Annotated in this window: 16 protein-coding genes and 1 riboswitch; of the genes, 13 read left to right on the top strand and 3 right to left on the bottom strand. The window is 50.6% G+C overall.

Annotated features, from left to right (window positions below; translation table 11 throughout):
- Positions 1 to 93: 93 nt before the first annotated feature.
- Positions 94 to 1239 (top strand): DUF362 domain-containing protein, encoded by a 1146-nt coding sequence (locus tag P22_RS10365; protein WP_054260161.1) that lies wholly within the window; start codon positions 94 to 96, stop codon positions 1237 to 1239.
- A 48-nt stretch (positions 1240 to 1287) separates the two neighbouring features.
- Here the strand turns inward: P22_RS10365 and pflA are convergent, their stop codons facing one another.
- The 3 genes from pflA to P22_RS10350 form a co-directional block, all read right to left on the bottom strand.
- Complete coding sequence (gene pflA / locus P22_RS10360) at positions 1288 to 2010, bottom strand: pyruvate formate-lyase-activating protein (RefSeq protein WP_054260160.1); 723 nt, start codon at positions 2008 to 2010, stop codon at positions 1288 to 1290.
- 22 nt (positions 2011 to 2032) lie between these two features.
- Positions 2033 to 4261, bottom strand: a complete 2229-nt coding sequence (gene pflB / locus P22_RS10355) for a formate C-acetyltransferase (protein WP_054260159.1) — start codon at positions 4259 to 4261, stop codon at positions 2033 to 2035.
- 75 nt (positions 4262 to 4336) lie between these two features.
- A riboswitch (ZMP/ZTP riboswitch) is annotated at positions 4337 to 4416 on the bottom strand.
- A gap of 86 nt (positions 4417 to 4502) precedes the next feature.
- Positions 4503 to 5384, bottom strand: a complete 882-nt coding sequence (locus tag P22_RS10350; RefSeq protein WP_054260158.1) for a hypothetical protein — start codon at positions 5382 to 5384, stop codon at positions 4503 to 4505.
- Positions 5385 to 5611: 227 nt separating this feature from the next.
- On the opposite strand from P22_RS10350, the gene P22_RS10345 reads away from it, so the two are divergent.
- From P22_RS10345 to P22_RS10290, 12 genes are all read left to right on the top strand, one after another.
- Positions 5612 to 6763: an NAD(P)/FAD-dependent oxidoreductase gene (locus tag P22_RS10345; RefSeq protein ID WP_054260157.1), complete on the top strand. Its 1152-nt coding sequence runs from the start codon at positions 5612 to 5614 to the stop codon at positions 6761 to 6763.
- A complete protein-coding gene (locus P22_RS10340) occupies positions 6741 to 6986 on the top strand; it encodes a hypothetical protein (protein ID WP_054260156.1) in 246 nt (81 codons plus the stop codon). The genes P22_RS10345 and P22_RS10340 overlap by 23 nt, the downstream gene beginning before the upstream one ends.
- Before the next feature lie 344 nt (positions 6987 to 7330).
- Positions 7331 to 8440 carry a citrate/2-methylcitrate synthase gene (locus P22_RS10335; protein ID WP_054260155.1) on the top strand — a complete coding sequence of 370 codons (1110 nt, stop codon included), beginning with the start codon at positions 7331 to 7333 and terminating at the stop codon, positions 8438 to 8440.
- A gap of 95 nt (positions 8441 to 8535) precedes the next feature.
- Positions 8536 to 10476 (top strand): aconitate hydratase, encoded by a 1941-nt coding sequence (locus P22_RS10330; protein ID WP_054260154.1) that lies wholly within the window; start codon positions 8536 to 8538, stop codon positions 10474 to 10476.
- Positions 10469 to 11464, top strand: a complete 996-nt coding sequence (locus tag P22_RS10325; RefSeq protein WP_054260153.1) for an isocitrate/isopropylmalate dehydrogenase family protein — start codon at positions 10469 to 10471, stop codon at positions 11462 to 11464. The genes P22_RS10330 and P22_RS10325 overlap by 8 nt, the downstream gene beginning before the upstream one ends.
- A 371-nt stretch (positions 11465 to 11835) precedes the next feature.
- Positions 11836 to 12075 (top strand): hypothetical protein, encoded by a 240-nt coding sequence (locus tag P22_RS10320; protein WP_054260152.1) that lies wholly within the window; start codon positions 11836 to 11838, stop codon positions 12073 to 12075.
- 37 nt (positions 12076 to 12112) lie between these two features.
- Positions 12113 to 13405: a hydantoinase/carbamoylase family amidase gene (locus P22_RS10315; protein WP_054260151.1), complete on the top strand. Its 1293-nt coding sequence runs from the start codon at positions 12113 to 12115 to the stop codon at positions 13403 to 13405.
- Positions 13406 to 14734, top strand: coding sequence for an amidohydrolase family protein (locus P22_RS10310; protein WP_054260150.1), 1329 nt, complete (start codon positions 13406 to 13408; stop codon positions 14732 to 14734).
- Between the two features lie 37 nt (positions 14735 to 14771).
- Positions 14772 to 15974, top strand: coding sequence for an aconitase X catalytic domain-containing protein (locus P22_RS10305; RefSeq protein WP_054260149.1), 1203 nt, complete (start codon positions 14772 to 14774; stop codon positions 15972 to 15974).
- Positions 15974 to 16384, top strand: a complete 411-nt coding sequence (locus P22_RS10300; RefSeq protein WP_216598063.1) for an aconitase X swivel domain-containing protein — start codon at positions 15974 to 15976, stop codon at positions 16382 to 16384. The genes P22_RS10305 and P22_RS10300 overlap by 1 nt, the downstream gene beginning before the upstream one ends.
- 9 nt (positions 16385 to 16393) lie before the next feature.
- A complete protein-coding gene (locus P22_RS10295; protein WP_054260147.1) occupies positions 16394 to 17368 on the top strand; it encodes a C-terminal binding protein in 975 nt (324 codons plus the stop codon).
- 112 nt (positions 17369 to 17480) lie between these two features.
- On the top strand, positions 17481 to 18503 hold the full coding sequence (locus P22_RS10290) for an ABC transporter substrate-binding protein (RefSeq protein WP_054260146.1): 1023 nt from the start codon (positions 17481 to 17483) through the stop codon (positions 18501 to 18503).
- Positions 18504 to 18572 lie beyond the last annotated feature (69 nt).

Raw genomic sequence — 18572 nt, 5'->3', positions numbered from 1 at the left:
TTTGGGGCTGCTCTATTTGGTATTATAGATAAAAGCGGTTTTGAATTCCCTTCCAATATCCAGTATGATTTAGTAAAGGAGGGCTGTAATCCAATGACAAAAGTAGCAATAGTAAAAGCCGATTCCTACGACCAACAAGTCGTAGAAAAGGCTATGCAGGAATTATTGGCTGAATTTGGTGGCATGGCACAGTTTGTTCAGCCTGGAGATAGAGTATTAGTGAAGCCCAACATGCTTGAAGGGGTGGACAAAGGTAAACATGTAACTACCCATCCGGAAGTGGTCCGGGCTGTGGTTAGAGCAGTGAAGCAGGCGGGTGGCAAGCCCATGGTGGGGGATTCACCGGGGGTGGGCAGTACGCGCAAGGTGGCTGAGAAATGCGGAATTTTACAAATCTGTGAAGAAGAACATGTTCCGCTGGTTTCATTTGATGAAGCGGTAAGTATCCCGTATCCCCAGGGCCGGATGCTGAAAAGGCTGATGCTTGCCAAACCCTTCACCGAAGCGGATAAGGTCATATCAGTAGCTAAGATGAAGACACATTCTTTTATGGGTGTAACTGGAGCGGTAAAAAATCTGTTCGGTTTTTTTGTGGGTGCCGATAAGGCGCAGTTTCATTTACGGATGAAAAATATGAGTGACTTTGCCAGGATGCAGGTAGATTTGTATGAATGTGTCGCGCCGGTTTTGTCGATTGTGGATGGTGTGACAGCCATGGAGGGAGCGGGACCCCGCAACGGGGACTGCATTCACTGCGGCATTCTTTTGGGCGGGCAGTCCGGGTTTGCGGTAGATTTGGTTATGGCTGATTGCATGGGCTTTGCAGCCGAGCAGCTGCCGATTGCGGCAGCCGCCCGGGAGGCGGGGATTTCTCCGGCACTGCGGGATATTCAACTGATTGGAAGTGGGAAGGAGCGGCGGTTTCATTTTAAAGAAGCCCATACGGTGCACAGCCTGGAAGGAAGAATTCCACCCTGGCTGGTACGCCTGGGCCAGAATCAGCTGACGGCCCGTCCCGCTGTCGCCGCACAATGTATGGCTTGCGGGCGGTGTGCCGGGCACTGCCCGCCGCGAGCCATTACTATGAGGGAAGGCCGGGCGGTAATTGATTATCGCAAGTGTATTCGTTGCTATTGCTGTCAGGAACTTTGCCCGGCGGATGCCGTGCTGCTAAAAGACGGATTCTTGCTTAGGCTGGCCAAACAGGTAAAGAAGCTGAGCGGTAAAAAGAATCAATGATAAAAAGGACAGACGGATGAATTAGCCGTCTGTCCTTTTTTGCGCAGCCTATAAAACTGTAACGTTCCGGGAACGGAGCAAGGAGGCGAATTGCTCGACCTGTTGATCGCTTGCCGGTGAAACGTCGGGCAATGAATAATTGAGACCTAAGGTCTGCCATTTTTCACAGCCGAGCGTGTGATAGGCCAACAGTTCAATGACCGGTTTACCGGGAAGAGAATGGAGAAATCCGGTTAAGTCTTCCATATCCTGGAGTGAATCGGTAAGACCGGGAATTACTACATAACGGATAACCAAAGGAGTATGTTGTGACGCAATATAGCGCAGGTTGTCAAGAATGAGTTCGTTGCCGCCGGCTGTTAAGAGGTAATGTTTAGCCTTGTCTACAGTCTTTAGGCTGAACTGCACCATGTCGGTGTACGGCAGCACTTGCCTTATATGCTCCTGCGGGCAATACCCGGAAGTATCAAGCAGGGTATGAAACCCGCGGTTTTGGCATTCTTTAAACAAGGAAGCGGCAAAGTCCGGCTGCAGCAGCGGTTCGCCGCCGCTTAACGTGAGGCCGCCGTCGGAAGAAAGGTAGTAGGAGCGATACCGTTCTATATCACTTAGTACTTCTTCAACGGTAATGGTTTTATCTGTCTGTTGCCAGGTATCGGGGTTATGGCAAAAGCGGCAAGCCAGCCTGCAACCGCTTAAAAACAAAACATAGCGGATGCCCGGCCCGTCAACCGTACCAAAAGTCTCAATAGAGTGGTAGTATCCTTTCATGACGACCTCCCTTTGCCGGTGCTTATACGGCATTGTAAAAAGTGCGGCTGATAACCTCCTGTTGATGTGCGGTGCTTAAATTAACAAAATGTACGGCGTAACCGGACACACGGATAGTTAGTTGCGGATATTCTTCCGGGTGTGCCATGGCATCTTCCAGAACCTCACGCTGCAGAACATTGATATTGATATGATGGCCGCCATGATTGGCATAAGCATCCAAGAGGGCAACCAGGTTGCTGATGCGGGCGGACGGTGTTTTGCCGAGCGCTTTGGGAATGATGGAGAATGTATAGGAAATGCCGTCCCGGCAGTCATCGTAGGAAATTTTAGCAGCCGAATTGATCGCAGCAAGTGCGCCGCGACGTTCCCGTCCGTGCATGGGATTGGCGCCGGGAGCAAAAGCCTGCCCGGCTTTGCGGCCATCGGGAGTTGCGCCGGTTTTTTTGCCGTACATGACATTGGAAGTGATAGTAAGGATGGAAAGCGTATGCTTGGCATTACGGTAGGCCGGATGCTGTTTCAGCAGGCGGGAAAATTCAGCAGGCAATTCCCTGGCGAAGGTGTCTACCCGGTCGTCGTCGTTGCCATAGCAAGGGAATTCGCCTTCAATTTGGAAATCGACGGTAATGCCCCGCTCGTCCCGGATGGGTTTGACTTTCGCGTAACGGATGGCGCTTAAGGAGTCGGCCGCCACCGACAGACCGGCAATGCCGAAAGCCATAAGCCTTTCTACCTGCGTATCGTGCAAAGCCAGTTGCGCACTTTCGTAAGCATATTTATCATGCATATAATGAATTACATTCATAGTATTGACATATAGACCCGCCAGCCATTTCAAAACAATCGAATAATTGCGGCGCACAATGTCATAATCCAGATAATCACCTTCCGGTATGGGCAAAATGGGGCCGATTTGCTCACCGCTCTTTTCATCGCGGCCACCGTTTATGGCCAGCAGCAAAGCTTTGGCCAGATTGGCGCGTGCCCCAAAATATTGCATCTGTTTGCCCACCTGCATAGCCGAAACGCAGCAGGCAATGGCATAATCGTCGCCGTAGACGGGACGCATGAGATCGTCGCTTTCATACTGGATAGCGCTGGTATCCACCGAAACCTTTGCGCAGAATTTTTTAAAGGCTTCCGGCAGGGCGCTAGACCAGAGTACGGTTAAATTAGGCTCCGGAGCAGGCCCTAAATTGTATAAAGTATGCAGTATACGATATGAAGTACGGGTAACCAGCGTACGTCCGTCCAGTCCCATGCCGCCGATGGCTTCCGTTACCCAAAGCGGATCGCCGGCAAAGAGTTCGTTATATTCCGGAGTGCGTAAGTGACGGGCCAGGCGCAGTTTGATTACCAGCTGATCAATGAGTTCCTGAGCCTCTTCTTCCTGTAAGACACCGTCGGCCAGGTCGCGTTCAATATAGATATCAAGGAAGGTGGATACCCTGCCCAGGGACATAGCCGCTCCGTTTTGTTCCTTAATACCGGCCAGATAAGCAAAATATACCCATTGAACGGCTTCCCGGGCAGTTGCCGCCGGCTTGGTGATATCGAAGCCATGTTCTTTGGCCATGGCAGCGATGGCTTGTAATGCCGTGATTTGCATAGCAACTTCTTCACGCAGCTTGATCGTGTCTTCCAATATGGGATACGCAGCCAGTTCGGTTAAATCATTTTTCTTGGCAGCGATCAACCGGTCAATGCCGTAAAGTGCCACGCGGCGGTAATCACCGATAATGCGGCCGCGGCCATAGGCGTCCGGCAGGCCGGTAATGATGCCGGCTTTACGGGCTTGTTTCATTTCCTTGGTATATACGTTAAATACTGCCGTATTATGAGTTGTGGTGTAATTGTGATAAATTTCGCTGATTTTGGGATCCAGGTGATAGCCATAAGCTTCGCAAGCCTGTTCAGCCATGCGTATGCCGCCGTTGACAATAACACTGCGTTTTAACGGGGCATCGGTCTGCAGGCCGACAATGACTTCGGACGGTTTATCGATATAACCGGGACGGTGCGAAGTAATGCCCGATACGACCGAGGTATCCACGTCCAGAACTCCCTTTTTGCGTTGTTCCTCTTTTAAAAGCTGACGGCATGTCTTCCATACCGTTTCTGTTTTTAACGTAGGTCCGGCTAAAAAATTGTCGTCACCATGATAAGGTTTGTAGTTCCGTTGAATAAAGTCCCTGACGTCAATGGTTTCGTTCCACTTTCCCTGCACAAAATTTTTCCAGGCATCCATGCTGTTCCCTCCTTGATGAGTTGTGCGCCGTCAATGGCGGCTCAACATAATAAAAACCACCTGGCACAAGAAAACAAATCTTGCCCAGGCGGTCGGCTTTTCCTGGATACGGTCCATGTGGTGAACTCCACTATCCGCCAGTTCCGTATCCATAACTCTCATTCTGTAGTTTCATTATAAAATAACGGGGGACCGGTAGTCAATATGAAAATATAAAGTGCTATGCCCAGGCAGGATGAGGTCAGCCGGTAAGCGTTAAGGTACTTAAGACAGCACCGGCCGGGTTTACAAAAGTCACTACAATCGGACTTCTAAAGTTCAGGAACGACCGGTCGAGCAGCACCCAGCTATCCGTCTGGCTGACCGAGGCTGTTTCGTCGGCTTGGGGGCTTTTGGTTCTCACGGTCACCGTGAAGTCGTTTCCTGTTTGTACTACCTTGCTGATGGCAATGCCATAGCCGTCGGCGGGAACGCCGGCAAGATGAGTATAGATGACGAATTGCTTGCTGAAGTCCACGGTACCGATTTGATTTAATACGCTGTCAGGTACCTGTGCGGTTGTACCGCTTGAGCGGGGATTTGTCAGCAGCATACCAAAGCCGATACCCGGATCAAAATCCTGATCCAGCCACTGCCAGCCGTCGAAATTGGTATTTTGATAGAGGATGAGTTGACTGGCTGCCGGACTGGAGGCAGTGTAACTGTCAAACAAGTTGGCCGGTACGTAGGTTGCCGCCTGATTGGAATTTCCGATGCCGCGAATGGTGGTGATAACCCAGCCGTTGCCGCTGCGGTTTAAATCGACTTTGTAGGTCTTACCGGCTGAACGGATCTGAACTGTAGCTTTATCACGGGTCACGGATAATAAGGAGAAGCGGTCGCGGTTGACGTTAAACCCGAAGGTGGAAGCATTGTCTCTGACCTCCTGTACCGGATCGCTGACCCTAACTGTCCGGGTATCTCTGGGCTCGGAGCTTCGTTCGTAAACCTGTGTCTCCCTGCCGGGACCTTCGGCAGCATAGACGCTGGGTAACATGGCAGAGGATACAACCGCAGCTCCGGCTACGGCCGCCAACAAGCGTTTGTATTTTTTTTCACCCAATTTACGAATGATGCGCTTCATGGCTAGTTCTCCTTTGTCTTCATAAAAATAGTATCTTTATTGTTTGCTGATTTTTTTAGGCCATGCCGTGTATTTTCTGCCAGCTTTTGCGGCAGGAATAAAAATTAGACAGCATAGATCCTGACTTTGGCTAGCTTACGTTCATCGGGAATGTTACAATGGAAATATCATTCAATTCATTAACGAAATGTACGAAACAGTGATGGCGGGGTAAAAGGTGATAAAGCATGGATCGGGTTGATATTTTGATTGTTGGTGCCGGTGTGACTGGCTTGGCTGCAGCCTGTTGCCTGGCGGAACGGTGGCCGGACAAAAGCATACTTCTGCTCGAAAAACATGAGACTTTTGGACAGGAAATCACTTCGCGCACCAGCGAAGTGATTCATTCCGGCATTTATTATCCTCCGGGAAGTCTGAAAGCCCGTCTTTGCGTTGCCGGCAATCGGTTGTTGTACGATTTTTGCGAGAAACATCAGGTTCCGTACCGGCGTTCAGGCAAACTGATTATAGCCCGGGATGAGGGAGAAAGCGCTCAGCTTGCCGTGTTAGCCCGGCAGGCTCAGGAAAATGGCGTCACAGATGTAGAATGGCTGGATCGTCCGGGGATAGCCCGTCTGGAGCCTCATGTCGAAGCCGTAGCCGCTCTGCTTTCACCGTCGAGCGGCATTTTTGATTCCTATCTGCTGATGGAAAAAATGGCGAAAATAGCCCGGCGCAATGGGGCCATGCTTGTCTATCGCCAGCTTGTTATCGGTATCCGGGTGCTGGAAGCGGGGTATCAAGTAGAGTATCAAGAGGAAAACGGCGCCCGGGATGTTCTGATGTGCCGCTGTCTGGTCAATGCAGCCGGGATGCATGCCGATGCACTGGCGGCTATGGCCGGGATACCGGTCGATCAGGCCGGATACCGTATCTATCGCTGCAAAGGAGAATATTTTACGGTAACCAATGCGAAAGCGCAGCTGGTTTCCAGACTGATTTTTCCGGCAGGAATACGGGAATTGAAGGGCAGCGGCCTTCCGGTTATTAAAGATGTAAGCGGCCGTTTGCGCATTGGACCCGATGCGCACTACGCTCCTTCCGGCTCGCTGGATTATAGCGTAAATCCGGCCAATGCCGCCCAGTTTCTGGCGATAGCCGGCAACTATCTGCCTTTTCTGGAAGCGGCCGATTTGCGTCCTGACCTGGCGGCAGTCCGGCCACGGCTGCTGGTGCCGTGCGGCAGCCCGCCGCGGGATTTTATTGTTTGTCATGAAACAGAACGGGGACTTTCCGGTTTTATCAATTTGATCGGTATTGAATCTCCGGGGATTACCTGCTGTTTCAGCCTGGCGCAAATGGTAGGCGATATGCTGAATGGCGTATTTGCCGGAACATGAACTGCTGGCTGCCGGGGATCAGTTGCGGATGACAGCAGGACGACCGGCCGGTTCCGGAGTTTACAGCGGACATGTCGGCCGTACAGCAGTCGTTTGGCAGCTGCTGGACTATTCTTTGGAGAAGTTTCCATGCGGCACATGCGGCATGTATCAGCGGATGTATAGCCAAGGCTGCAGGAGATCGCCGGCTAATACAACCATCAGTTCAAGAGTTAAGTGTTGACAGACATAACAACAGAAGGCTGCCGTAAGTAATGCCCGGCAGCCTTCTGTTGTGTTTTATTATCGGTGTTTTATGGCCGGTACACATTTAATTGTATAATCTTACAATTAACAACTGGAAGCAACGGTTTTCAAAAACGGGGAAAATTTAGGCCTGAAGCATTGTTTTTGACGATTAGCAGTTATCACGAGGAATCATAGTAAAATTTTCCGCATATCTTATTGCATGTTTGTCTTGATTATATTCCCGGTAAGGCATATAATCAATAAATATACATATTTTTTATACTAAGTATACCATAAAGGTATAGAAGAAAAAGGCAAGAGGCGTAAGGGGGCTGTTATATGTCTGGATTGACGGGGATCGTTGCCTGTGAAACAGCCATATCTTCCATTGAGAACGGTGTTTTGCGATATCGTGGCTATACCATTGATGATTTGGCTACCAAGGCAACCTTTGAGGAGATTATTTACTTACTGTGGTACGGACGTTTGCCGAACCGGCTGGAGCTGACCGCCCTAAAGCAGGATTTGTTGGAAAGTGCGGTTTTGCCGAAAAAAATTTATGATTTGCTCCATCTGTATGAGCCATGGGGCAATGCGATGGCCAAGCTTAGAACTTGTGTTTCGTTTCTGACTCATTTTGACGATGAAGTCATGGACCATTCTTTTGCCGCCGATCATCGGAAGGCCATCCGGATTATGGCTAGGATGGCTGCTATAGTTGCTGCGATTGAGCGTATCCGTACTGATTTGGAGCCGATTGAACCCGATGCTATTCAGTTTACTTCGCTGGCCGAGATGTTTCTCTGGCTGTTGAAGGGGGAAAAGCCGGAACCTCTTGCGGCAAAAGCACTGGATGTGTGCCTGGTGCTGCATGCCGAGCATGAGCTCAATGCCTCAACATTTGCTTCCCGTGTCACCGTGTCCACCATGTCGGATATTTATTCCGGCATCGTATCGGCCATCGGCACATTGAAGGGGCCGCTGCACGGCAATGCCAACGAGCAGGTGGCCAATATGCTGGAGGACATTGGCGATATCAGCAGGGTTGAAGAATATATTGCCGGAAAAATAGCGCGGAAAGAACGGATTATGGGTTTTGGGCACCGGGTTTATAAGCATGGTGATCCCAGAGCGAAATACCTTAAGGAACTGGCAAAGGAACTTGGTGAATGGCGGGGCGATACGCGCTGGTATGATATGTCGGCCAAAATTGAACAACTTGTATTTGCAAAAAAAGGGCTGATGCCCAATGTGGATTTTTACTCGGCATCTGTATACACTTACCTGGGAATACCCCGGGATCTGTTTACCCTGATTTTTGCGATCAGCCGTACCAGTGGCTGGATGGCACATATTTTGGAGCAGCATGACAATAATAAACTGATTCGTCCTCGGGCCCAGTACATCGGTAAGAAACATGACCAATGGCTGCCTATCGAGGATCGCTGAAATTTTTTGAGGCAGGCCATCACGTGAAGCAGAGTTTACCGAATTTGTGTTTATAAATAAGTCGTATGATACGAATGCAACATGGGGGGATCGAAATGAAACAAACTATGACGGCAAAAATCATCAGCGAACATCTGGTGAGCGGGAAGATGACAGCCGGTGAGGAAATCGGAATCCGGATTGATCAGACGTTAACGCAGGATTCGACAGGAACGATGGCTTATCTACAGCTGGAAGCCATGAATATACCGCGCGTAAAAACCAAACTGTCCGTAGCGTATATCGATCATAACACACTGCAGACCGGCTATGAAAATGCGGATGATCATTTGTATATTCAAACTGTTGCTGCTAAGCACGGCATTGTGTTTTCCAAACCGGGGAATGGGATCTGCCATCAGGTGAACCTGGAGCGTTTCGGCCGTCCCGGCTGGACGCTGCTGGGTTCGGACAGCCACACGCCGACCGGCGGCGGCATCGGTATGCTGGCCATTGGGGCCGGCGGCCTGGATGTTGCGGTGGCTATGGCCGGCGGAGCCTATTATTTAAAAATGCCGAAAGTATGCCGGGTAGAGCTAAAAGGCAAGCTACCGGCCTGGGTCAGCGGCAAGGACATCATTCTGGAACTGCTCCGGCGCCTTACCGTCAAAGGTGGCACCGGGCGCGTATTTGAATATACGGGGGAGGGCGCCGCCAGCTTGAGTGTTCCGGAACGGGCTACTATTACCAACATGGGTGCCGAACTGGGAGCCACCACATCCCTGTTTGCCAGCGATGAGAAAACCAGGGAATTTTTGGCTGCCCAGGGACGTGAAGATGCCTGGATTCCGCTGGCTCCGGACGAGGGCGTGGTGTATGATGAGACGGTGGTCATCGATCTATCGGAGCTTAAACCGCTGGTAGCCAAGCCGCACAGCCCCGATAACGTGTCGCCGGCGGCGGAGCTGGGCGATATCGAACTGGACCAGGTAGCCATTGGCAGCTGCACCAATTCTTCTTATCTGGATTTACTTAAAGTCGCCAAGATTTTAGAGGGTAAACAAGTCCATCCCCGGGTATCACTGGTTATCGCTCCCGGATCGCGCCAGGTTTTGGGCATGCTTTCCGACTGTGGAGCCCTCAGTATCTTGTTAAGAGCCGGTGCCCGTATTTTGGAGTGTGCCTGCGGTCCGTGCATCGGCATGGGGCAGTCCCCGAAATCCGGCGGAGTGTCACTGCGCACGTTTAATCGCAATTTTGAGGGCCGGAGCGGCACACCTGATGCCAAGGTGTACCTGGCCAGTCCGGAGGTTGCGGCTGTCAGCGCCATAACCGGCAGGATCACCGATCCGTACACATATGGTGAACCTCCGGTGGTTGCTATGCCGCAGCAGTTTATTTCCGATGACAATCTATTAGTCTTCCCTCCGGAGGCGGGACAAGCCATAACCGTCGTCAGAGGACCGAATATCAAACCTTTTCCTTTAGCCAAACCGCCGGCTGAAACGTTAACAGGCCAGGCTTTGTTAAAAGTCGGCGATAATATTACTACCGACCACATTATGCCTTCCCATGCCAGTTTGCTGCCTTACCGTTCCAATATTCCGCATCTGGCCAGGTATTGCTTCAGCGGGGTGGATGCCTCCTTCCCGGAACGGGCACTGGCTCAGGGCGGCGGCCTGATTGTCGCAGGCAATAACTATGGGCAGGGTTCCAGTCGGGAACATGCCGCCTTGGCTCCTTTGTATTTAGGGATTAAGGCGGTGATTGCACAGTCATTTGCCCGGATTCACCGCGCAAACCTGATTAATTTCGGCATTTTGCCTTTACTCTTTGCCGATGCCGCCGATTATGAAGGCATTCACCTTGACGACAAGTTGGAAATCGGGGGCCTGCGCAGCCAGTTGCAAACGGCGGACACTCTGCTTGTCTCCAATCTTACGACTGGCAGGGAGATTGCCGTGAAGTGGGAAGCGACCGAGCGGGAACGGGCCATCATTCTGGCCGGAGGGCTGTTGAACTATACCCGGAATGCAGGGGGTGTGACACATGCATAAGGTTACATTAATCCCTGGTGATGGTGTGGGCCCGGAAATTGCCGGCGCTGTCCGGAAAATTTTCGCGGCTGCTCAGGCGCCTGTTGAATGGGAGATCTGCCTGGCCGGGCAGGCTGCCATAGATCAAGCCGGAGTACCGCTGCCGGACGCTACCCTGAATAGTATCCGGCAAAACGGCCTGGCCCTTAAGGGGCCGCTGACAACCCAGATCGGCAAGGGCTACCGCAGCATCAATGTTACGTTGCGCCAGACCTTCGACTTATACTGCAACCTTCGTCCGGTACAAACGATAACCGGCATTGCCAGCCGCTATCAGAACATCAACCTGGTCATTTTCCGGGAAAATACCGAAGATTTGTATGCCGGAGTGGAACATAGAGTCGGCCTGGATGCGGCCGAATCCATTAAAATTATCACGCGTAAAGCCTCGCTGCGCATTGCGGAAGCTGCTTTCCAATATGCAGTCAAACATGGACGCAAAAAAGTAACTGCCGTGCATAAGGCCAATATCATGAAGCTTTCGGACGGCCTGTTCCTGGAATGTGTCCGGGAGGTTGCCGGGCGGTACCCGCAGGTAGCTTATGAGGAAGTGATTGTCGACAATATGTGCATGCAACTGGTTATTCGTCCGGAAACCTATGATGTGCTGCTGGCGCCGAATCTGTATGGCGACATCATTTCCGACCTTTGCGCCGGCCTGGCAGGTGGTCTGGGGGTGGTTCCGGGAGCCAATATCGGTACGGAATGCGCTATATTTGAAGCGGTTCACGGTACGGCTCCGGACATTGCCGGCAAAAATATAGTAAATCCGGCAGCCATGCTGCTGTCGGGGCTCATGCTGCTGGAACATGTTGGCGAGCAGGCGGTGGCCGACCGGATACGCAGTGCCGTGGGAAAAGTAATTGCCGCCGGAAAAACCGTTACTCCCGATCTGGGAGGAACGGCAACAACCGGGGACATGACGGAAGCGATTATCAGGGAACTGTAAAAAAATTGTCTGCAGTAAAAGGGGATTTAGGCAATAAATTGGATAAACCGGTTGACAAAGACTCCCGGGTATGTTACTTTATATACAAATAATAGCGGTTGCGACAATGATGTCCAAAAATATGTATATATTTTTGGACATTTTTTGTTTTACAGGAGAGGTTTCCTGAAGACAAAAGTTATGCGGCCATCTCTAAACAAAGGCGTTTAGAAGACGATAGCGGTCTTTTAAGCGCCTTTTTGCTGCTTTATATCGCTTGCTATATAAAAGTGATCGCGATTTTTTTTGCTCGAAAATTAATGCTGTCATTATTACTGAATATTTCATGAATGGATTCATCATTCCTTGTTCAGGGCATGAGGGGGGATAGTATGGGCGTAAAACCACGAATCGGAGAACTGCAGAGCCTGATACAAAAGATGGTTGGTATTTCACAGGATTCTCCTACCTATGAGAAACTGGCAGGCTATATAGAAAAAAACTATATGAGCATTATTTTTATGACAGCCGGAGAACTGGCGGCCGAAGCCAATATCAGTCAGGGAAGCGTATCAAGGCTTTGCAGTGTTTTGAGATACCGCGCTTATAACGATTTTTTACGGAACCGATGAATGACATGATTTCCCTAATAGAAATGAGTGATCAGACTTGAACGTATATGCAAGAAAGGAAAAAGAGCAAGAAACCTGTTATCAGGTCAACGCGGGCAGGCTGGGAAGCAATTTAAAATCATTGGCTGTTTTCGGCGCCAATCATCATACCGGAGGAATTGACCGGCCCTTCGGCAGTGAGGCCGACCAGCAGGCGCGGGAATTCCTACAGGCTTTGTGGGAAAAAGAAATCGGTGTTGCCACCCGGATCGATGCAATCGCCAATATGTGGACCGTGCTGCCCGGTTCCGAACAAATACCTCCCATTGTACTGGGTTCTCACCATGATACCGTTCCCAACGGTGGGGCCTATGATGGCGCCTTGGGCGTGTTGCTGGCAACCGAGGTACTGCAGACCATAAAAGAAAATGGCATAATCCTGCGGCATCCACTGACAGTGGTTTCCTTTTCGGGGGAAGAACCCAATCCTTACGGGCTGTCAACGCTGGGAAGCAAGACGGTTTCCGGTAAACTGGGCAAGGATATTCTCGTTAAAGTAGTAAGCAAGATCGATCAAAGTTCATTGCAGAATGCCGTGTCAAAGGCAGGCGGCAATCTGGAGAATGTCGAGGAGGCTTGTTTGCAGCCCGGCGAGATCAGCGCGTTTCTGGAATGTCATATTGAACAGGGAAGGCGCCTGTTTGACAAACAACTGTCTTTGGGAATCGTGACGCACATTACCGGAATATACCGGGAAAAAATTGTTATTACCGGTGAGGCCAATCATGCCGGAACAACCGTTATGAAGGACCGGAAGGACGCCCTTCTGGCGGCTGCGGCTTTTTCGTTGGCATTTGAAGAGTGTATTAAAGAATGTAACCGTGAGGATGTGGTAGGGACCATTGGCTCATTGGAAGTATTTCCGAACGCTGCCAACATTGTTCCCGGAGAAGTGGAGCTTACGCTGGAATTCAGATGCTCGCAGACGGCTGTCGGCAAGCAGATTATTGCCGCACTGGACCGGATTGAAGAGCGGATTGCGCAAGAACGGGGGGTTACTGTCCGGCGCGAGGTTATTCTTGATCAGGCGGCGGTGGCTATGGACCGGCAAATTATTGCTGCTCTGGACAAGAGTCTTAACAAGATGGAAGAACCCTTTTTAAATCTGGTAAGCATGGCCGGTCATGATGCAGCGCACATGGTCAACTTTGCCAAAACCGGTATGCTGTTTGTTCAAAGCATTGACGGCAAGAGTCATTGTCCGGAGGAGAAGACGGATATGAAAGATATCGTCAAGGCCGGTAATGGCTTGCTGCAGGCAGTGTTGATTCTTGATAAGGAGCTGAATTAAATGAAACGTCTCTATGTGCCGGAATACGTTTACGTTGGCAATAGTTTTCAAGAGAACATGGCTGTACTGGTTACCGATACGGTCATTACCAGAGTAGGTCCGGCGCGAAGGATGCTGGCCGAACATCCGGATGCGGTAGTGGAAACCTGGGAAGACAGTGTTATGGTACCCGGAACCGTAAATGCCCACAATCATTCTTTTCAAAGCCTGCTGCGGGGCATTGCCGCCGACCGGCCGTTTCTGGAATGGCGCGACAATGCGCTTTATAAATTCTCGCCCCGCTTAACGACGGAAGATATTTATACCGGGGCGCTGTTTGCCTTCGGAGAAATGATGCGCTGCGGTGTTACCACGGTGAGTGATTTCTTTTATGTTCACAACGACGGTACCGAGAGTGATGAAGCCGTTATTCGCGCAGCCAGGGATGTCGGTATTCGCCTTTGCCTGGCCCGTACCATGTATGACTGGGACGGGGCCCCTAAAGGATATTTGGAAACGGTTTCCCAGGCGGTGGAGAATACCCGGCAGCTGGCTTTAAAATACGCCGATCAGGACATGGTAACCGTAGTCCCGGCGCCACACAGCCTGCACGCCGCTTCTCTGGAAATGATTGAGGCCGGCTACCGGCTGGCTAAGGAGCTGAATACGGCTTTCCATATTCATGTGGCCGAAGAAATGTTCGAAGTGGAGGAAGTACAGCAAAAATATGGTCTGCGGACCATTGAACTGCTGGACAAAATCGGGGTTGTTGACAGCAGTATGGTCATTATTCACGGCGTATGGCTAAGCGACAGTGAAATCGATACGCTGGGAGCCAAGGGAGGCAAGCTGGCGTATTGCCCTTCCAGCAATATGTTTTTGGCCGACGGGGTGACCAACATTCCCGGAATGCTGCAGGCCGGCGTTGTTGTCAGCCTGGGCAGTGACGGGGCCTGCAGCAATAACCGGATCAGTATTTTTGAGGAGATGCGGATGGTGGCATTGCTGCAGAAAGCCAGCACCTTGAAGGCTATGTCGGTTACCCATCAACAGGCCTTTGCCATGGGGACAGCCGGGGGCGCCGATGTGCTGGGACTGCCGGTTGGCGGCATTCAGGCAGGGTACAAAGCGGACTTTGTCGGTATTTCCACCCAGGATCTTTCCATGCGTCCCATTTCGCGTTCCGGAGAACAGATTCTCCCGAATATTGTCTACTCCCTACAGCCGACAGCCATCCATTCGGTGGTGGTTAACGGCAAAACCTGTGTGAAGGACGGCAAGCTGGTGACAGTGCCGGAAAAGACAATTCTTCAGGCGGTCGAACGGGTCATGGAAAAATTTGAAGGGTAAAAATGAGACGGATGGTTATTAGATGGAGGGGAACGAAATGAAACTAACCAAAGAAGAACAAGCCATGCTGGATGGCAAATACGGTCCCGGAACGGCACTGGCCATGAAAATACAAGTGGCCATCGGCGAAGCCTACAACGCTGAAAAGATGGTGGCTGTTTCCCGGACACACGTTGCATTGAGCAATCAGGAGGCCGATTTGTGGTTTGTGGAGAAACTGGTTGCCGGCGGTGCTGTCTGCCGTGTTTCTCCGACGGTAAACCCAGGTTTTAATTTGGAATATTTTCAGGGCATTACCACCATTGCGCCGGAGGATGAAGCCATTATCAAGAGAACGCGGGAAGCGTACCGGAAGATCGGCGCTACGCTGACCTACAACTGTACACCCTACCTGGAGAAAAACGTACCGCGTTTCGGAGAGATTACCTCTTATTCCGAATCCAGCGCAACGCCCTTTATTAATTCGGTTTACGGAGCCAGAACCAACCGGGAGGCTGCTCAAAGTGCCCTGTGTGCCGCAGTAACCGGTGTAGCTCCTCTATATGGTTATTTGCTGGATGAAAACCGCAGGGGGCAAATTCTGGTGGAAGTGGAGGCCGACATCAAAAATGATTTCGATTATCAGCTTTTAGGCTATGTCACGCCGAAAAAAACCGGTTTTAAAATTCCCGTTTTCAGCGGCATGCCCTTGAATCCGAAGCCGGAGGCCTTGATGAATTTGGGTGCCCAGCTAAATACCGGAGGGAATGTGGCGTTATATCACATTGTCGGGGTTACGCCGGAAGCGAAAACCCTTGAGGATGCCTTCCAGGGTGAAAAACCGGCGGAAATGGTTACCATTACCAACCAGGACCTGAAAGAAATGCACGAAGCCTTAACCGATAAAGGCGGAAAAATAGATTTTGCGCTCTTTGGCTGTCCGCACTTTACCATCAACCAGGTGGCAACCGTGGCTAAACTGGTGGAAGGCAAAAAGCTGGCTGTTCCCCTCTGGATCATGACTTCGTCACTGACGACCGAGCTGGCCAAACGCATGGGTTATCTGGACATCCTTAGGGCAGCCGGCGGGGATTTGGCCCAGGATACCTGTATGGACCAGCCGTGCTGGCATTTCCTTTACGGTAAAAAAGGTGTTACGGATTCACCGAAATGCGCCTACTATACCCGGCGCCGTGATATGTCTTTTGTAATCCGCAGCCTGGAGGAATCTGTTGAAATCGCATTGAGGGGTGAATGTTAGTGGAACAGGTATTCAGCTGTCATAAAATTTCCGAAGGCAAGGCTTCAGGAGAGGTGCTGTTCTCCACCGATGATTTTTGTTTCTATTTGGTTGATCCGAAAACCGGCATTGTTATTGAAAAGAATCACTGCCTGGAGGGGCGGTCGATAGCCGGCAAAGTGCTGGTGTTTCCTAACGGGAAAGGCAGTTCGGTGGTGCAGGCGGACGGCATGTACCAGTTAAAAATGAATGGGACTGAACCCAAAGCCTTGATTATTAAGAATCCGGACACTACGCTGGTAGCCAGTGCAATTATTATGGAAACTCCCATGGTGGACCGGGTGGAGGATAGCTTTTACACCGCGGCCCAAGACGGCGATTACGTGGAAGTGGATGCGGATAAAGGGACGATTACCGTCCGGAAGAAATAGGAGGCTGTTATGTCAAACAATCCGTTTATCTGGATCATTGATGAAGAATGGCCGGATTATGAAATAGAGAAGGAAATTCTGAACAAAACCTATGCGAACTGCACCATTAAGTACTCGAACTATGACAATGCCGCCGATTTGGCCGCATTTGGCGATCAAGTGGATGCCGTCATCTGCCAGGTGTATGCCTATATTACGGCGGAGATGTTGGAGAAAATGCCGAGATGCAAGGCGATTGCAGTATATGGCGGCGGTTTTGACCGCGTGGATATCCAGACCGCCAAAGCCAAGGGCATTAAAGTGACCAACGTATCCGGCTATTGTGCCGAAGACCTTGCCGACTACGTGCTGGCTGGCATCTATCATTTCAATAAACGCCTTACCGCTTATTCAGGCAGCATAGCCAAAGGCTTGTGGGGGGCCCAGGCAGTTTCCAAACCCGTTCGCAGAATTAAGGGGTCCAAGCTGTTGATTGTCGGTTTTGGGCGGATTGGCCGGGTGGTTGCCCGCCGGGCGAAGGCTGTCAATATGGAAGTACTGGCCTATGATGCGTATGTGGACCGTGAAACGATGGCGGCCTGCGGCGTGGAAAAAGTGGAACTGGCGAAAGGGCTGGCACAGGCTGACTTTGTTAGTGTCAATGCCATTTACACTCCGGAGACAGAAGGGCTGCTTTCATACCGGGAGTTCAAGCTGATGAAACCGACGGCATATCTCATTAATACGGCTCGCGGCAGAATCCTGGTGGAAGAGGATTTGATCAAGGCAGTACAGGAAGGCGTGATAGCCGGAGCTGCGGTAGATGTAATTGCCCACGAGCCGCCTGCCGGCGATGAAGCTATCTTCCGCTGCGCCAACATTCTGGTTACACCACATATTTCCTATATTTCAATTGATTCGTATACAGAACTCAAGACTCGGGCGGTGGGCAATGTGATTACCATGTTGAAAGGTGAAATTCCGGCCGATCTTGTGAATCCTTAGAAAAATTCCCATTATTATGTGGTTCTATATTTGCGAATGGAGGTGGGCTCTTTTAACGATGCTGGTTGCAGGGTGAATCGAAATTATCAGAAATAAAAAGAGGTGTGTGGAAATGGGTAAATCGTTTAAGAAAATATTTTCTTTAATCTTGAGCATGATGGTTGTTGCGGCGCTGTTTGCCGGATGTGGCGGCAGCAAAGAAGCCAAGCCGGCGGAAACTTCCGCTAAAACGTATAGCGGTACGGTAAAAATCGGGGCTTCTTCCTGGATTGGCTATGCTCCGTTGTATGTTGCCGTGGAAAAAGGCTTCTTTAAAAAGCACGGTGTTGATGTAGAAATGCAAACCATTCAGAGCGCCGGTGACAGAAAAACCGCGCTGGCTGCCGATAAGATACAGGGTATGGCCAGCACGGTGGACACTCAGGTTATGACGCAGGCCGCCGGCATTAAGATTGTACAGGTGCTGGCTCTGGATACTTCCAGCGGCGGCGACGGGGTTGTAGCCAAGAAAGAAATTGCCAGCCTGAAGGATTTAAAAGGAAAAACGGTTGGCTTGGATACCACCGGTGGTGCCAGCTATTTCTGGTTCCAGTATTTGCTGGGCAAAGAAGGTTTGAGTTTCAGTGATATCAAGGTTCAAAGCATGACTGCCGGTGATGCCGGAGCGGCTTTTGTAGCCGGTAAAATCGATGCAGCCGTAACCTGGCAGCCTTGGCTGACTAATGCCACTAAAACGGATTTCGGTCATGTTCTGGTTTCCAGTAAGGAAACTCCCGGTGTGATTGTGGATTCCCTGGCTTTACGCAAAGATTTTGTCGATAAATATCCGGACAGTGTGGAAGGTATTGTTAAAGGCTGGTACGATGCGATCGAATATATGAAAACCAACCCGGATGATGCCAATAAAATCATGGCCAAAGCTATGGGCCAGTCGGTTGAAGAGTTTACCAAATCCTTACCGGATGTAGAGTTTTATGATCAGGCCGGTAACAAGAACTATTTCGGTACCGAAGCGAAAAAAGGCTTAATTTATGAGGTAAGCGAAAAAGCAGCCGATCTGTGGTTGAAAGAAAAATTGATCCAGGAAAAACCAAATCTTGACGAAATGATTAACGGCAGCTTTGTTGCCAAATAAACAGGTGTGATACAGGCCGGCAGTGAAAGGACAGCGGTCATAAAGGCCGCTGCCGCCTCACGGCGGCAG

It is taken from the genome of Propionispora sp. 2/2-37, assembly GCF_001298735.1.
Classification (GTDB): domain Bacteria; phylum Bacillota; class Negativicutes; order Propionisporales; family Propionisporaceae; genus Propionispora.
This window is presented reverse-complemented; position numbering and strand designations above follow the sequence as displayed.

What these genes read in the sequence shown, in the direction of transcription:
- P22_RS10330 (WP_054260154.1), top strand. Translation starts at nt 8,536, where the DNA reads ATGAAACAAACTATGACGGCAAAAATCATCAGCGAACATCTGGTGAGC.
- P22_RS10340 (WP_054260156.1), top strand. Translation starts at nt 6,741, where the DNA reads ATGGCGTATTTGCCGGAACATGAACTGCTGGCTGCCGGGGATCAGTTG.
- P22_RS10325 (WP_054260153.1), top strand. Translation starts at nt 10,469, where the DNA reads ATGCATAAGGTTACATTAATCCCTGGTGATGGTGTGGGCCCGGAAATT.
- P22_RS10365 (WP_054260161.1), top strand. Translation starts at nt 94, where the DNA reads ATGACAAAAGTAGCAATAGTAAAAGCCGATTCCTACGACCAACAAGTC.
- P22_RS10310 (WP_054260150.1), top strand. Translation starts at nt 13,406, where the DNA reads ATGAAACGTCTCTATGTGCCGGAATACGTTTACGTTGGCAATAGTTTT.
- P22_RS10335 (WP_054260155.1), top strand. Translation starts at nt 7,331, where the DNA reads ATGTCTGGATTGACGGGGATCGTTGCCTGTGAAACAGCCATATCTTCC.
- pflA (WP_054260160.1), bottom strand. Translation starts at nt 2,010, where the DNA reads ATGAAAGGATACTACCACTCTATTGAGACTTTTGGTACGGTTGACGGG.
- P22_RS10290 (WP_054260146.1), top strand. Translation starts at nt 17,481, where the DNA reads ATGGGTAAATCGTTTAAGAAAATATTTTCTTTAATCTTGAGCATGATG.
- P22_RS10305 (WP_054260149.1), top strand. Translation starts at nt 14,772, where the DNA reads ATGAAACTAACCAAAGAAGAACAAGCCATGCTGGATGGCAAATACGGT.
- pflB (WP_054260159.1), bottom strand. Translation starts at nt 4,261, where the DNA reads ATGGATGCCTGGAAAAATTTTGTGCAGGGAAAGTGGAACGAAACCATT.
- P22_RS10345 (WP_054260157.1), top strand. Translation starts at nt 5,612, where the DNA reads ATGGATCGGGTTGATATTTTGATTGTTGGTGCCGGTGTGACTGGCTTG.
- P22_RS10295 (WP_054260147.1), top strand. Translation starts at nt 16,394, where the DNA reads ATGTCAAACAATCCGTTTATCTGGATCATTGATGAAGAATGGCCGGAT.
- P22_RS10320 (WP_054260152.1), top strand. Translation starts at nt 11,836, where the DNA reads ATGGGCGTAAAACCACGAATCGGAGAACTGCAGAGCCTGATACAAAAG.
- P22_RS10350 (WP_054260158.1), bottom strand. Translation starts at nt 5,384, where the DNA reads ATGAAGCGCATCATTCGTAAATTGGGTGAAAAAAAATACAAACGCTTG.